Genomic DNA, 15,631 nt, shown 5'->3' with positions numbered 1-15,631 from the left:
GCCGCAATATTTTATTTATTATATGACTTAATCAGATAGTCTTCCATTCAAGAACTTTCTCTAACTTCTCACTGCTCAGCCTCAAAAACTCAGTTATTATTCTGGCCGTATACTTTATATCTTCTAAATTAACAGTCTCTACAGCAGTATGCATATATCTGACCGGTATAGAAAGCAGTGCGGTAGGTATTCCGCAGCCGCTGACCTGAGTTGCCCATGCTTCAGTACCCGTATCTCCTGATTCAACCATTTTCTGAAAAGGAATGCATATATCTTTACCAAGCTCAAACAGCTTTTCAACCATTCCCTGATGGAGGTTAGGTCCTATTGATATCTCCGGGCCCTTACCGGGGGTTGAGGATACATCCTTAGAAAGGTCAGGTATGTCTCCATGACATGCATCAATTACTATTGCAGCATCCGGCTCCAGCGTAAACGCTGCGGTTGTGATACCTGCAAGGCTTGTTTCTTCCTGCGTTGAAGCCATAATTATGATATCATTCTCATGGTTTATATCCTTTAGGGACTGTAATATTTCCATCATACAAACAATCCCTGTACGATTATCAAAAGACTTTCCGCTGGCTTTGTTTTTATTCAATAATGAGAAGTCTGACTTAAAGGATACAACATCGCCTATTGAAACTATTTTTTTAAGTTCTTCCCCTTTTAATCCTGTATCCACACGTAAATCCTTTATTTTTACTGCCTTTCCTGCATCCTCCGGATTCATCAGATGAGGCGGCATTGCCCCTACTATGCCGGGAATATCCTCTCTGCCGTGTATTATTACTTCCTGTGCCAGCAATATTTTGCTGTCTATACCTCCAATTGGGCTTATACCGATAAAGCCCTTATCATCTATGGAGTTGACCAGAAAGCCTATTTCATCACTGTGTGCGGTAATCAAAATCTTTTTTGCCGACTTATTAAAACCTTTTTTCAGGAAAATTACATTGAAAAACTTATCTATTCGTACTTCGTCACAGTAATCCTTAAAGGTTTCAGCAATTTTTGCAGCAGCAGTTGCTTCAAAGCCCGCTACTGCCACAAGTCGTGACAAATACTCCAAACAATTTGCTATTTCCATTTTTCTGATTCCCCTATTTTTATTTAATCTGTTATTAATCTTTTATATAATACTAGCAAAAAATCATAGATTTTCCTAGAGAATTGTAAATCTTAAAGCACTAAAAAAATATTTATTAATAAATTTATAATATTACTATTGACTTAATTTAATTTTTTTATTATACTAAAACTCGTCCTTTCGAGGGCCTTTAGCTCAGTTGGTTAGAGCAACCGGCTCATAACCGGTTGGTCCGGGGTTCGAGTCCCTGAAGGCCCACCAATTTGTTTGTTAGTGTTTCAAAAACACTAACAACTTGCCCAGATAGCTCAGTCGGTAGAGCAGGGGACTGAAAATCCCCGTGTCGCTGGTTCGATTCCGGCTCTGGGCACCAAAAAAGAATTTTTCGTTTATATAACGGAAAATTCTTTTTTATATATTAAGGAAATTTCAGGAGCGTGCGTATGAAAACACTTTGTGTTTCCTCAAAGGGAACCTAGGGTTCCCTAGTGAGAACATAAATGCAAAGCTTTTTGTTCAAAGCCATAGTTTTGTCAAAAACATCGTTAGGAGCAAATACACTCCTATACTTATTAAAATAAAAGGCCAGACAACCTGAATAATAGCTATAAAAATTGCTAAAATGTCTTTGAATGATTCTCTTTGTATTAGTTTCATATTCTTACTCCCTACCCCAGGTAATTGTCAAGCAAAATGACATGCAACTTTATGGTTTTGTCCAACATCTTTCAATTCCGGTACCTGTTCTTTGCAAATATCGCTGCACTTTGGGCATCTTGTGTGAAAGCGGCAGCCCAACGGAGGATTTGCAGGGCTGGGTAAATCCCCAGATAAAACTATTTTCTCTCTTTTAAGTCTAGGGTCTGGCAGTGGGACTGCCGATAGAAGCGCCTTTGTGTAGGGATGAAGCGGATTGTCGTAAAGCTCTGTTTTGTCTGCAATCTCAACAAGGCAGCCAAGATACATTACAGCCACCCGGTGTGAAATATGCTTTACCACGCTTAAATCATGTGATATAAACAAGTAGGAAAATCCATATTCTTTTTGAAGATCAGATAAAAGGTTTATTATCTGTGATTGAATGGATACATCCAATGCCGAAACAGGCTCATCGCATACAATAAATTCAGGATTCAAGGCCAAAGCCCTTGCAATACCGATTCTCTGCCTCTGCCCTCCTGAAAATTCATGGGGATATCTGTCAATATGGAACCGAAGCAGCCCGCACTGTTCCATAACCTTTAATACTCGCTGTTTTAAATTCTTTTTTTCACAAAAACCGTGTTCAAGAAGTGCTTCACCAATTATTTCACCAACCGTAAGTCTGGGATTCAAGGAGCTATACGGATCCTGAAAGACAATCTGAATTTTGGGTCTCAGCTTTTGCATTTCCTGTTTCTTAAGGTCAAATATTTCTGTTCCCTTAAATAAAACCTCTCCTCCTGTTTTATCATGCAGCCTCAGAATTGTGCGGCCTACAGTGCTCTTTCCGCATCCCGATTCGCCCACCAACCCCAGAGTTTCACCCTTATTTATTTCGAAGGATATATCTTCCACTGCTTTAACGTGTCCTACCGTTCTCTGGAATACTCCTCCTTTTATGGGAAAATACTTTTTAAGATTTTTTACTTCTAGTAAAGCTTCACTCATTTTGTCACCTCCTCAAATAAAGTACATGCAACGAAATGGTCATTTCCCATATCAATCAGTTTTGGAAAACCTTGTTTACAGACATCCTTGCACATTTTACACCTATCTGAAAAGTAACAGATTTCAGGTAAATTAATAAGGTTCGGTACCTGTCCGGGTATTGTATAAAGCCTGTCACTTACAGTGGTTATACTTGGTTTTGATTTCAGAAGCCCTATTGTATAAGGATGCATGGGATTTATATAAATGTCATTTACATTTCCCTGCTCAATTATTCTTCCTGCATACATTACTATTACGTAATCCGCCATTTCGGCTACGACCCCGAGATCGTGTGTAATTAACATTATTGAAGTTCCGAATTTTCTCTTTATTTCTTTAAGCAAATCCAGTATTTGCGCTTGTATTGTAACATCTAAAGCAGTTGTCGGTTCATCTGCAATCAAAAGTTCAGGGTTGCAGGAAAGTGCCATGGCTATCATAATTCTCTGTCTCATACCTCCTGATAATTCATGGGGATAAGAGTCATATATACCTTCTGCACGGGGTATTCCAACAGTTGAAATCATTTCAATTGCTTTCTCCCTTGCCTGTTTTTTTGTTAAATTTTCATGAAGTATAAGTGATTCTGCTATTTGGTTACCAACTGTAAAAACCGGATTCAATGAAGTCATAGGCTCCTGAAATATCATTGAAATCCTATCTCCGTTTATTTTCCTCATTTCACTCTGGGAGAGTTTTACAAGATCCTGACCATTGAAAATTACCTGTCCCTCAACTATTTTTCCCGGTTCCTGTATTAATCGCATAATTGAAAGAGACATGACACTCTTCCCGCAGCCGGATTCACCTACTATGCCTATCGTTTGTCCTTTATTTACCTGAAAGGAAACGCCGTTTACTGCTTTAACAACACCTGCATCAGTATAAAAAAATGTATGTAGATCTTTAATTTCCAAAAGTTTATCAGACATAAATGCTTCTTCCTCCTACTTTTTCATTTTAGGGTCAAAGGCATCCCGCAGGCCGTCACCCACAAAATTAATTGCAAGAACTATGGTAAAGATACATATTCCCGGCGGTATCCAAAGCCATGAGCGGAGAATAAAATCATTTGTATCCCTTACTGCCTGAACCATGTTTCCCCACGATGGGAACGGCATAGCCACACCAAGTCCAAGAAAAGACAATGCAGATTCCATCAATATGGCATCACCTATCCCAAGAGTTGCTGACACAATTATACTGGGGATAACATTAGGAATAAGGTGTCTTACTATTTTTCGCCTGTCCTTTAGTCCAAGTGCTTCTGCTGCAATCATATACTCCTGTTCCCGCAAGGTAAGAATCTGACCGCGAACTAATCTTGCCATTACAGGCCAGCTAAGAACTCCTATTATGAACATTACGAAATATATCCTACGTTGAGGAGGTATATTTAAATCAGACATTATTGCACCTATAATTATTACAACAGGCAAAAATGGAATACTAAGGAATATATCAACAAGCCTCATAAGCATATTATCAATTTTACCGCTGTAATAGCCTGCCAAGCCTCCTATAGTGGTTCCCAAGAGTATTTCCAGGAGTACCGCAACAAAGCCTACGGTTATGGAGATTCTTCCTCCATACATCAAGCGTGTTAAAATATCACGTCCGCTGCTGTCAGTACCCAATAAATGCTCAGGTCCCGGTTTAAGCTTTGCCATAATTATGTCTGTTTTAAGTAAAGGATATTTGGAAAATACCGGCCCGTAAAAGCAAATGATAATAAGAAAAGATATCAGAAATAATCCGACAATTGCAAGTTTGTTTCTTTTAAATTGTTTGATAGCCATAGTCCAAGGTGTCTGAATATTATCACCTTTGTTCCGTTCTCTGACATCCAGTATTTTAAGTAAAGCTACAAAAATTAACGAAGCAAAAGAAACTATAACCAGAAGCTTTGCACCCGGCCCGGTCTGAGAAATAATATCACTGGTTTTAAAGATTGTTTTACCATCACCGGTTTTTAATTCAAGGAGTATGGTACCAAAAAAATCAGTTATTGAAGTCTGACTGTTGGAAAGCTGTACTCCATAAGATATTACAGCGCATATAACTGCCCCCAAAGAACCTGAAAGTGCTTTACTGCTTTTGCGAAACTGATAATATGCTAAAAAAACAATAGCAGTAATAAACAATAAAAATGTTACAAGCAGAGGAACCGAAGTGCTGGTAAATACATAAGTCTGTATGTTTTCAGAAAGCTTGTGAAGCTCTTTTCTTTTGAATAAGGATGTTATAAGATTAAACCCGTTTATTGAACTATAATCCTTAAATGTGAGAAATGGGAGTATATAACACAAAACTGCTGCAAACAATGATATCATCGTAAATAATTTTATCTTCATTTTTCTTTCCACCTCACTTTAGCTTAACTCTGGGATCAACAATGGCATAGAAAATATCCGAAAGCAGATTTCCCAGAAGGGTAAGTACAGCAACAAACAGTGAAAATCCCATCAAAAGCGGATAATCTCTTTTTGTCACCGCTTCCAGTGCAATTTTTCCTATACCCGGAATACCAAAAATACTCTCTGTTATAATTGCACCTGAAAATAATCCGGGAAGTGAAAGACCAATGAGAGTAACAATAGGAATCAGTGCATTTCGCAGTGCATGTTTATATATAACTACCTTTTCACTGAGGCCTTTTGCTCTGGCAGTCCTTATATAATCCTGTTTTACGATTTCAAGGACAGCGGTTCTTGTGTATCTCATCATAGACCCAGCACTTATCAATGCGAGTACTAAAACCGGCAGTATCATGTGTTTCAGTCTGTCAATTATAAACGCAAATCCTATATAGCTGGAACCCGGTGTATTTAAACCCGCCAGCGGCAGAATATGGAGGTTTACGGCAAAAACTTTTATTAATATATATCCAAGAAAAAAAGATGGAAAGGAAATTCCGATTAATGCTAAAAAAGTAAAAATCATATCTGTTTTTGAGTACTGCCTTGTGGCAGAAATAATTCCTATAGGAATTGCAATAAGCAACTCCAGAATAAAGGCCACAAGCGCAATACTGAAGGAATTCCATACATATGTATTGATTACGGTAGAAACAGGCTTCTGGTATGTAAATGAATCACCGAAGTCAAAATGAACAGCACCTTTAATCCATTTAAAATACTTGAGATAAATAGGATCGTTAATCCCGTAAATATCTTTAAGATGTTGAATCTGTTGTGGTGTCATATGTGTAGATGAAACTTTTGAATCAATAAAATTTCCAGGAACCAAATTGATTATCAAGAACAATATTATGGAAACTCCAATTATAATAGGTATCATCTGAAGGATTCTTCTGGCTAAGTAATTCCACATGTCACAACTCTCCTGTCGTTTGTTTATTTGGGTTAAAGAGAATGTCCGTTCATTTAATGACGGACATTCTCTTTAACATATGTGAAAATTTCTTACTTTCCAATTTCAGCTTTATATAAGTTATAGAAAAAATCCCTGAAAGATGAAAGTTCGTAGTTCTTTATTCTGGAGTTGGCTACCCACATGTCACTTCTCTGATATACAAAAAGTACAGGTAAGTCGTTATTCAATATTTTATATAGTTGCTTGTAAATAGGCTTTCTCTTTTCTGTGCTTATTTCATTCAGACCATCTTCGCACAACTTATCTACTTCATCATTTTTGTAATTGTAATAATTTTGAGAAGCGTTTGATTTATATGCATTTGCTAATGAGTTATCAGGATCCGGAGTAAGTCCACTAGCCATAAAATAAGCTTCCAGCTGCTTTTTGGTTGCCTTTTGCTGAAGAGTCGGCCAGTCAAGATTCTCAACAGTAACATCTATTCCCAGCTTTGCATAATCATCCTTCATAACTGGAACCATAATGTCCGTTACAGGATGAGGGCTCATGCAGGAGAACTTGATTTTAAACTCCTTGCCGTCCTTTTCACGTTTGCCGTTACTGTTTAGCTTCCAGCCTGCTTCATCCAACAGCTGTCCCGCTTTATCCAGATTGTATTCATATGTATTGCAGCCTTCATCGTCGTATGCCCATGATACATTTGACTCAGGAATGTTCACGACTCTTGCGTATTCACCGTATACCTTTTCTACAACAGCAGCTCTGTTAAGTGCATACATAAGGGCCTGTCGTACTTTTACATCACTGAATTTAGGGTCCGCATCGTTTAATCCCACATATCCGTAACCGTTGGTAGGGAATCTGTATATGTCTATAAACCCTGCATCTTTTGCTGCTTTCATATTGTCAGGTGAAACATCAGCCATATCAATATCCGTCTCTCCCGCCATAACCCTCTGAAGTTCCTGACCTGTCGGTGTTATTGAGAATATCAGATTTTTGATTTTTGGAGCTCCCTTGAAATAATTCTCGTTAGCTACAAGTTTCAGCTCCTGACCTGCTTTATACTCAACAAATTTGTATTGACCTGTACCCATTGGTGCTCCGTTTTTTTCCTTGACCTTTGCAGTATCACCCTTTTTGAAGTCAGCACCGTAATACTTCTTTTCAAGTAACGGAACCTGTAATGCATAGATTGCAGGGCCACTGGCTTTCTCAACGGTAATTTGCAGTGTTTTATCATCAATTACCTTTATACCTTCGATTTTGTCAGCGCTTCCATTTTTATATGCATCAAGACCTTTTATATATGTTTTTGATATATCCGACGGTCCATCATATTTAGGGTCGGCTTCCAGATAGTATGCAAACTCCAAATCAGAAGCTGTAGCAGGATTTCCATCCCAGAACTTGACTCCGTCCTTGATTTTAAAAGTATATGTAAGTCCGTCATCCGAAACTGTATAATCCGTTGCAGCCGGTATCGCCTTACCATCGAAGTCAACATCTACATTAAAATCAAACATAGTATAGATCATATACCAATCATAAGAATTATCACCGTACAAAACATTAAATATTCCTGTTGTATCCGGTAAACCAATAACTAATGTGTCCTTTCTGTCTGTGGCAACTTTAGGACTTTTTGATGAATCAGTTGCAGAAGTATATTCAACACCATACTTCTTGTAATCAAATCCTGTCTGACTGGCCTTTGTTCCTGTTGATGAGCTGTTCAATGACGAGCTCCCGGATGTATCTCCGGTTTCAGATTTACTGGTGCATGCAGGTATAGTCAATATAATTGACAATACAATTGATAATATTGCTAATTTCTTTTTCATTGCAATCCCCCTTATTTAATGTTAATAGCAATTTGCTTACAAAAAAACACAGATAGTTCTACAACATGGAGCGCCCTTGCTTCCATATAGAATTAGTCCATGTTATTTTCAACATGCATGTTTTGAATCTAGATTGTGGTTTGTAATTATTTGTTATTTTACCATATATTTGTGCGTTTAGCAATTTATTACTAATATTTGTATTATGTTATTATTTTTTAAAGGAAGTATTCTTCATAAAATACAATTAAATAAAATTATCAAAAGTTGTTGACAAGATGTAGTATTTAGTGCATAATCTTATATGTTGCTGAAAACAACATATTGATTTTGGAGGGGTTCCCGAGTGGCCAAAGGGGGCAGACTGTAAATCTGTTGTCTCTGACTTCGATGGTTCGAATCCATCTCCCTCCACCAACAAAGCTCTGTACATTCGCTTTTATGCTGTGTACGGAGTTTTTTTATTATCGATGTTTCTTTAGGAAACATAACGCTTTTACATTTTTTATTTTACAAATATATTACAGCTATTGACAGGACTTACTGTGCTGTAATAACATATGTTGGTAATGTATTCTTTTATATTACAAATTCGGTGAAAGGAGTGTTTAAAAAATATGTACATTAAAATTAGCGGGGTATTTCATCCATAATTCAATATCGGACCTTTATGTAAAGCAATTGTTATTTTGTTTTGCTTTTTAAGGTCAACACTTAAGTAACCGTCAAACAGTTAAATATGTTAAATAAATATATTGAACACGATGCTTGCGTTATCGTGTTTTTTTATTCCTTATTTTTCAAAAATTTCTCATAATACATCCTGTTTTTATGTGACTGTTACTAAAAAATCATTACATTTATATAAGGAGAATTTATATGCAATCCAAAAACAAAGGTCGATTTAATATGCTCTATTCATTCATGGAGGGATATAAATGGTTATTTGCTCTTGCTGTCTTTTTTACAATGCTGGCAATAGTATTCAATTACCTGATGCCGCAAATTACCAAAATTATTGTTGATTCAGTTATTGGCAATGAGGAGCTGAAACTGCCTAAATTTATTATGAATTTTATCAATAGCCATGGAGGCAGAGATATGCTGAGAAACAATCTGCTTGCCTGCTCCCTTCTGGCACTTCTACTTGCTGCTTTGTCAGGTTTGTTTACACTGCTTTTCAGAATATGTATTGCAAAGGCTTCCGAGGGTACAATCCGTAAAATGAGAAACCACCTGTTCAGTCATATACAGAGGCTGCCCTATAGCTGGCATGTCAAAAACCAGACCGGCGACATAATACAAAGATGTACTTCTGATGTTGAGGTTATAAGAAATTTTATCTCCCAACAGCTTATAGAAATGATAAGAACAGTTTTTTTAGTAGGCTTCTCCATAACTATCATGTTTACAATGAATATCAGGCTGTCTCTTATAGCACTTGCCTTCTTCCCTATCGTTGTGGCATACTCGGCAATTTTCTATAATAAAATTGCAGCCAAGTTCAAGTTTGCTGATGAAGCAGAAGGTGCATTGTCTGCAATGGTACAGGAAAATCTTACCGGAGTACGTGTAGTGCGTGCTTTCGGACGGCAGAACTATGAAATTGAAAACTTTGACACTAAAAATGATCATTTCGCCAACTATTGGATAAAACTAGGCTTTCTTCTAAGTAAATATTGGGGTATCGGAGATTTTGTTTCCGGGCTTCAGGTTACGTTAATAGTAATCATGGGCTCGATTGACGCAGCAAATGGAGTTATTACACTTGGAGAATTTCTTGTATTTGTATTCTATAATTCCATGTTGATTTGGCCTGTAAGGAACTTCGGACGTATTCTTTCAGAGCTTAGTAAAACCAGCGTTTCTCTGAATCGTGTACTGGAAATAGTTGCGGAGGAAGAAGAAAAAGATTGTGAAGGTGCTGTGACACCTGACATGACAGGGGATATTGAGTTTAAGAATGTCAATTTTGATTATGAAGGTGTTAAGCCGGTACTAAAGGATATTTCATTTAGAATTAAGGCAGGAACCACTTTTGGCATACTGGGAGGTACAGGTTCAGGTAAGTCCACAATAACCTACCTTCTGGACAGATTATATAACCTGCCTGAAGGCCAGGGTTCAATTGAAATTGGCGGAGTGGATATCAGAAAAATACAGCTTGAGCATCTTCGCAAGAATATTGGATTTGTTCTTCAGGAACCGTTTTTGTTTTCTAAAACTATTAAGGAAAATATAGATGTTTTTGAGAATTCCGGGGATATGGAGCGAATCCGCTATTGTGCAGATGTTGCTGCAGTAGATGATGCCGTTATGAGCTTTTCCAAGGGTTATGACACTATTGTAGGCGAGCGTGGAGTTACCCTCTCGGGAGGACAGAAGCAAAGAGTAGCTATTGCAAGAATGCTTATGCAGAAGCCGTCTATCATGATATTTGACGACTCCCTTTCTGCGGTTGACTCTGAAACAGATGCAAAAATCCGCAGTGCTTTAAAGAATAGTACCGGGCAAAGTACGGTACTCCTTATTTCCCATAGAATCACCACATTAATGCAGGTAGATGTAATTATGGTTCTTGATGACGGTAAAATTACGGAAATAGGTTCACATACTGAATTACTTGCCAATGACAAAGGTATCTATAAAAAAATATATGATATACAAAGCAGTCTTGAAACTGAGCTTTCACATTCAGCTGTTCAAACAGGAGGTGGTAATTAATGGCATATTACGAAGAAGAAGATTACAAAAAACCCTTTTCCATAAAGGTCTGGGGAAATGTTATTCCCTTTGTAAAGCTTTATAAAAAAGCCTTTTCAATGGCAATGTCATTTTTAATACTTGTTTCTTTAATTGACATTATATATCCGTTTTTTCAACGGTATGCTATAAACAATTTTATTACACCAAAGTCAACTGAGGGAATAGGAAAATTTGCGCTGGTAAACGGTTCTGTACTACTTATTCAGGCTTTAGCGGTAATTATTTTTATACGCAATGCAATGACTGTTGAGCTTAATGTATCAAAGTCCATTAGGAAGTCTCTTTTTGTACACTTGCAAAAGCTTTCCTTCACTTATTACAATAAGACTCCCGTTGGCTACATGATGGCCAGAGTTATGAGTGATACCGGAAGGATAGGCCAGATGGTTTCCTGGGGTCTTATTGATTTGCTATGGGCTGTAATTTATGTAATAGGCGTTTTCATAGCAATGCTGTTCCTTAATGTTAAACTGGCTTTATTAGTAATGACTATTATTCCGTTTATTTCTGTTATAACTATGTACTTTCAGAAAAAGATATTAAACGTTAACAGAAAAATCAGAAAAATTAATTCAACCATGACAGGTGCTTTTAATGAAGGGATAACCGGAGCTAGAACCTCTAAAACTCTGGTAATTGAGGATAACAACCTGAAGGATTTTTCACAGGTTACAGATAAGTTCTACTCTTCGACTATGCGTGCAACTGTATTGAATGCAATATTTATACCAATCATTCTATGTTTTAGTGCAACTTCTCTCACAATGGTATTGACCTATGGTGGCTACATAGTAATGAAAAATCCCAGCGAATTAGGTACTCTTTCTGTATTTATTACCTATGCTGTCAGCATTTTTGAGCCAATACAACAAATAGCTCGTGTATTTGCAGACTTTGTATCTACCCAAGCAAATATAGAACGTGTTACGGGTCTTTTGGAAACCGAGCCTGATATTACGGATACTCCTGAGGTTATTGAAAGATACGGGGATAATTTTAACCCAAAGAAAGAAAACTGGGAACCACTTGTAGGTGATATTGAGTTTAAAAATGTTACTTTCAAGTATCCTGACGGCGACGAATATATATTGACGGATTTCAATCTGAAAATACCGGCAGGAACAACAGTTGCAATTGTAGGCGAAACCGGTGCAGGCAAAAGCACTCTGGTTAATCTTGCATGTAGGTTTTTTGAACCAACCTCCGGTCAGATACTCATTGACGGGAGAGATTACAGGGAGCGTTCACAATTGTGGCTGCACAATAACATCGGCTATGTACTTCAAAGCCCCCACCTGTTTTCGGGAACTGTCCGGGAAAATATTCGTTACGGTAAGTTCAACGCCACTGATGAGGAGATAGAAGCCGCCATAAAAATAGTGGCTGCAGACAGTGTAATAAGCAGTCTGGAAAACGGTCTTGACACAAACATAGGTGAAGGCGGCGACCGACTGTCTACCGGTGAAAAACAGCTGATTTCATTTGCCCGTGCGGTTATTTCAGACCCAAGGATTTTCGTACTCGACGAAGCAACCTCCTCTATTGACACACAGACTGAGCAAATGATTCAGGAAGCAATAATGCATATTCTTAAAAACAGGACATCGTTTTTAATTGCTCACAGGCTTTCTACAATTAAGAAAGCAGATATTATTCTGGTTGTAAAAAACGGTAAGATTTTGGAACGTGGGAATCACAGCGAACTGCTTAAACAAAAAGGTTACTATTATTCCCTGTACAAGAAGCAGTTCGAGGAGGAAACAGGTGCGGCAGTTCTGAATAATGTATAAATAATTTTACACAGGAATTTTTCTATTCTTGGCCCCTGGTATAATAGACTCTGTAAAAACAGATTTTTACCAGGGGCTTTTTAAAAACAAACACCCATTGATAAAATTTATTATTAATTGATATAATACCCATATCAAATGACATGGAGAGAACAAATGAAGGTACTTGGAATAGTTGCAGAATACAACCCTTTTCATAACGGGCATATGTATCATATAGAAGAATCAAAAAAACTCACCGGCTGTGATGCAGTGGTTTGCGTAATGAGCGGTAACTTTATACAAAGAGGCGAACCGGCTATTATAAATAAATTTGCTCGAACTGAAATTGCTCTTGGTAACGGCGTTGATTTAATCATAGAGTTGCCTGTTCCCTTTGCGGTATCAAGTGCAGAGTTTTTTGCATATGGTGCCGTAAATATATTGAACAGTATAGGTATAGTTGATTGTATCTCTTTCGGAAGCGAGTCGGGCGACATCCGTTCTCTTAAAAAATTAGCCGAAATCCTTGTTGCCGAGCCGGAAGGCTATAAGGATGAATTAAAAAAGCAGTTGGCCGGAGGGCTATCCTTCCCTGTTTGCAGACAAAAAGCTTTGGAAAAATATCTTAAACTACAGAATGATTCCAATGGGGATCTCTCCTATTTGCTTGAAACCTCTAATAATATACTCGCCTTAGAATATTTAAAGGCCCTTATAAAACTTAATAGCCCCATACAACCATTTACAGTAAAAAGGATCTCCAACAGCTATAATACACCGGAGCTTACAGGTGGTATTTCCAGTGCAACTGCTATCAGAAACAGTATTCATGAGAGTGAAATCGCTGCCAGCAGGCAAGCCCTGCCGCTACTTGCACAACAGATTTTGGAAAGGGAAATTTCTGTGGGCAGAGGGCCAAACAGCTTGCATTCTTTTGAAAATATAATTCTTGCCTTTCTGCGTCACGCTACACCGCAAGAGTTGGAGAATATTCAAGACGTTTCAGAGGGTCTGGAGTATAGGATTAAAAATGCCGCAGAAAACTCAGGCTCCTTTGACGACCTGCTCGCCAATATATGCACTAAGCGTTATCCTAAAACACGTATACAAAGAATACTCATATCTCTCCTTGCCGGAATGAAAAGGGTTGATATTGAGAAATTCATGGAAAGTGGTGGTCCGCAATACGCCAGAATTTTGGGATTTAACGAAAAGGGACGTGAGCTGCTGTCCATTATGAAAAAAAAATCAACAATCCCGGTTATAACTAAGGCCTCCTACTACAAGTCCTCCTCTGACAGTTTGATTTCAAGAATGCTGGAGATTGAGGCACAGGCAACGGACACATATGTTCTGGCATATAAAAACCCGGCTTTCAGAAAAGCCGGGCAAGAATTCACTCAAAATATTATTATTTGCAGGTAATTGGACTTATATTTCCATTATTATAGGCAATATCATTGGTTTACGCTTTGTACGTTCGTAAATACAGTCCTTCAGAGCTTCTCTGATAGCTGACTTTCTTATGGACCAGTCTCCCTGATTTTTAGAAGAACTTTTGAATATTGCCTGTTTTGCTATTTCTTTAAGCTGTTCCATCAAATCCTCAGATTCACGGACATATACAAAGCCTCTTGATATTATGTCAGGGCCTGCCACTACGTTTCCGGTATCACCCTCTATTGTTATTACCACTACTATTAAGCCATCCTGTGAAAGGTGCTTTCTGTCCCTTAAAACAACATTTCCTACATCTCCGACACCTAAGCCGTCAACAAGAACCTTTCCTGCTGTAACAGACCCGTTTATTTTTGCAGAGTCATTGGTAAGCTCCAGAACTTTTCCTGTTTCCATTATGAATATTTTCTCTCTTGGCATACCCATTTTTACGGCAAGCTCGGCGTGCTGTCTAAGATGCCTGTGTTCTCCATGTACCGGCATAAAGAACTTTGGTTTAACTAAGTTATGAATTAGCTTGATTTCTTCCTGACATGCATGTCCTGATACGTGGACATCCGCGAGTGCTTCATATATTACCTTTGCACCTTTCTTGAACAGCTCATTTATTACCTTAGAAATTAATTTCTCATTTCCCGGTATTGGGGATGCTGATATAATAACCAGATCATCGGGAACTATTTCAACTTTTTTATGCTCATTGAATGTAATCCTTGTAAGGGCTGACATAGGCTCGCCCTGACTGCCCGTAGTTATTATTACAAGCTTGTCCCTTGGTACCTTGTCCATGTTGTCAAGATCGATGAGTACTCCTTCAGGCACGTTCAGATAACCCAACTCCATTGCAACATTTACAACATTTATCATGCTTCTTCCAAGAACTGTAACCTTACGTCCGAATTTAACGGCCGCATTGAATATCTGCTGAACCCTGTGAACGTTTGAAGCAAAAGTTGCAACCAGAATCCTGCTTTTACAGTTCATAAATATCTCGTCAAAGGTCTCTCCTACAGTACGTTCTGAAAGTGTATAACCTTCGTTTTCTACATTTGTACTGTCGCACATAAGCAGAAGTACACCCTTCTTCCCTATTTCAGCAAGTCTTGCAAGATCCATTGGCTGTCCCTCAATGGGGGTATAGTCAATTTTAAAATCTCCGGTATGAATTACAGTACCTATAGGTGTAAAAATAGCCAAAGCCACGGCATCGGCAATACTGTGAGTAGATCTTATAAACTCTACCTTAAAAGCCCCTAATTCAACTGTTTGTCCCTGATGAACCGTCTCCATCTGAACAGTATCAAGAAGGCCATGTTCTTCAAGTTTGCACTTTATCAAACCAAGAGTAAGCTTTGTTCCATATATAGGCACATTCAGTTCTCTCAATACATATGGTAGTGCACCTATATGGTCCTCATGACCATGTGTCAGAACAATTCCTCTTACTTTTTCTTTATTTTTAATCAGATACGTAACATCAGGTATTACCAGGTCTATACCCAGCATTTCATCCTCAGGAAATGAAAGACCGCAATCAACAACCAGAATGTCATCCCCATATTCAAAAGCAGTTATGTTTTTCCCTATTTCCTGTAATCCGCCAAGCGGTATTACTTTTAATTTCTTTTTACTCTTTGACACAATTAAACCTCCAATTTTAACTAAATAATTAA

The 15,631-nt window shown here is 38.0% G+C and carries 10 protein-coding genes and 3 tRNA genes; 6 read left to right on the top strand and 7 right to left on the bottom strand.

Annotated elements, in window-relative coordinates; genetic code table 11:
- Positions 1-31: 31 nt before the first annotated feature.
- Positions 32-1,090 carry a M20/M25/M40 family metallo-hydrolase gene (locus tag L323_RS26585; protein WP_020814679.1) on the bottom strand — a complete coding sequence of 353 codons (1,059 nt, stop codon included), beginning with the start codon at positions 1,088-1,090 and terminating at the stop codon, positions 32-34.
- A gap of 184 nt (positions 1,091-1,274) precedes the next feature.
- On the opposite strand from L323_RS26585, the gene L323_RS26580 reads away from it, so the two are divergent.
- Positions 1,275-1,351: transfer RNA gene (locus L323_RS26580), tRNA-Ile, on the top strand.
- Between the two features lie 36 nt (positions 1,352-1,387).
- Positions 1,388-1,463, top strand: a tRNA-Phe gene (locus tag L323_RS26575).
- A 311-nt stretch (positions 1,464-1,774) separates the two neighbouring features.
- Here the strand turns inward: L323_RS26575 and L323_RS26570 are convergent.
- The 5 genes from L323_RS26570 to L323_RS26550 all read right to left on the bottom strand — a co-directional run bounded on the left by L323_RS26570 (position 1,775) and on the right by L323_RS26550 (position 7,962).
- Complete coding sequence (locus tag L323_RS26570; RefSeq protein ID WP_020814677.1) at positions 1,775-2,740, bottom strand: ABC transporter ATP-binding protein; 966 nt, start codon at positions 2,738-2,740, stop codon at positions 1,775-1,777.
- On the bottom strand, positions 2,737-3,714 hold the full coding sequence (locus L323_RS26565) for an ABC transporter ATP-binding protein (protein WP_020814676.1): 978 nt from the start codon (positions 3,712-3,714) through the stop codon (positions 2,737-2,739). Before L323_RS26565 ends, L323_RS26570 begins: the two co-directional genes overlap by 4 nt.
- Before the next feature lie 15 nt (positions 3,715-3,729).
- A complete protein-coding gene (opp4C, locus tag L323_RS42065) occupies positions 3,730-4,581 on the bottom strand; it encodes an oligopeptide ABC transporter permease (RefSeq protein ID WP_242835251.1) in 852 nt (283 codons plus the stop codon).
- 568 nt (positions 4,582-5,149) lie between these two features.
- Positions 5,150-6,115 (bottom strand): ABC transporter permease, encoded by a 966-nt coding sequence (locus L323_RS26555; protein WP_020814674.1) that lies wholly within the window; start codon positions 6,113-6,115, stop codon positions 5,150-5,152.
- 92 nt (positions 6,116-6,207) lie between these two features.
- Complete coding sequence (locus tag L323_RS26550) at positions 6,208-7,962, bottom strand: ABC transporter substrate-binding protein (RefSeq protein WP_020814673.1); 1,755 nt, start codon at positions 7,960-7,962, stop codon at positions 6,208-6,210.
- A 332-nt stretch (positions 7,963-8,294) separates the two neighbouring features.
- On the opposite strand from L323_RS26550, the gene L323_RS26545 reads away from it, so the two are divergent.
- The 4 genes from L323_RS26545 (at position 8,295) to L323_RS26530 (ending at position 13,925) form a co-directional block, all read left to right on the top strand.
- Positions 8,295-8,379, top strand: a tRNA-Tyr gene (locus L323_RS26545).
- Between the two features lie 462 nt (positions 8,380-8,841).
- A complete protein-coding gene (locus L323_RS26540) occupies positions 8,842-10,686 on the top strand; it encodes an ABC transporter ATP-binding protein (RefSeq protein ID WP_020814672.1) in 1,845 nt (614 codons plus the stop codon).
- Entirely contained in the window at positions 10,686-12,518 is a 1,833-nt protein-coding gene (locus L323_RS26535) for an ABC transporter ATP-binding protein (RefSeq protein ID WP_020814671.1), read from the top strand. Before L323_RS26540 ends, L323_RS26535 begins: the two co-directional genes overlap by 1 nt.
- Before the next feature lie 156 nt (positions 12,519-12,674).
- Positions 12,675-13,925, top strand: coding sequence for a nucleotidyltransferase (locus L323_RS26530; RefSeq protein WP_020814670.1), 1,251 nt, complete (start codon positions 12,675-12,677; stop codon positions 13,923-13,925).
- A 6-nt stretch (positions 13,926-13,931) separates the two neighbouring features.
- Here the strand turns inward: L323_RS26530 and L323_RS26525 are convergent, their stop codons facing one another.
- Positions 13,932-15,599: a ribonuclease J gene (locus L323_RS26525; protein WP_020814669.1), complete on the bottom strand. Its 1,668-nt coding sequence runs from the start codon at positions 15,597-15,599 to the stop codon at positions 13,932-13,934.
- Positions 15,600-15,631 lie beyond the last annotated feature (32 nt).

It is taken from the genome of Ruminiclostridium papyrosolvens C7 (genome assembly GCF_000421965.1).
GTDB lineage: Bacteria > Bacillota > Clostridia > Acetivibrionales > DSM-1351 > Ruminiclostridium > Ruminiclostridium papyrosolvens_A.
This window is presented reverse-complemented; position numbering and strand designations above follow the sequence as displayed.

What these genes read in the sequence shown, in the direction of transcription:
- L323_RS26570 (WP_020814677.1), bottom strand. Translation starts at nt 2,740, where the DNA reads ATGAGTGAAGCTTTACTAGAAGTAAAAAATCTTAAAAAGTATTTTCCC.
- opp4C (WP_242835251.1), bottom strand. Translation starts at nt 4,581, where the DNA reads ATGGCTATCAAACAATTTAAAAGAAACAAACTTGCAATTGTCGGATTA.
- L323_RS26550 (WP_020814673.1), bottom strand. Translation starts at nt 7,962, where the DNA reads ATGAAAAAGAAATTAGCAATATTATCAATTGTATTGTCAATTATATTG.
- L323_RS26530 (WP_020814670.1), top strand. Translation starts at nt 12,675, where the DNA reads ATGAAGGTACTTGGAATAGTTGCAGAATACAACCCTTTTCATAACGGG.
- L323_RS26535 (WP_020814671.1), top strand. Translation starts at nt 10,686, where the DNA reads ATGGCATATTACGAAGAAGAAGATTACAAAAAACCCTTTTCCATAAAG.
- L323_RS26540 (WP_020814672.1), top strand. Translation starts at nt 8,842, where the DNA reads ATGCAATCCAAAAACAAAGGTCGATTTAATATGCTCTATTCATTCATG.
- L323_RS26585 (WP_020814679.1), bottom strand. Translation starts at nt 1,090, where the DNA reads ATGGAAATAGCAAATTGTTTGGAGTATTTGTCACGACTTGTGGCAGTA.
- L323_RS26555 (WP_020814674.1), bottom strand. Translation starts at nt 6,115, where the DNA reads ATGTGGAATTACTTAGCCAGAAGAATCCTTCAGATGATACCTATTATA.
- L323_RS26565 (WP_020814676.1), bottom strand. Translation starts at nt 3,714, where the DNA reads ATGTCTGATAAACTTTTGGAAATTAAAGATCTACATACATTTTTTTAT.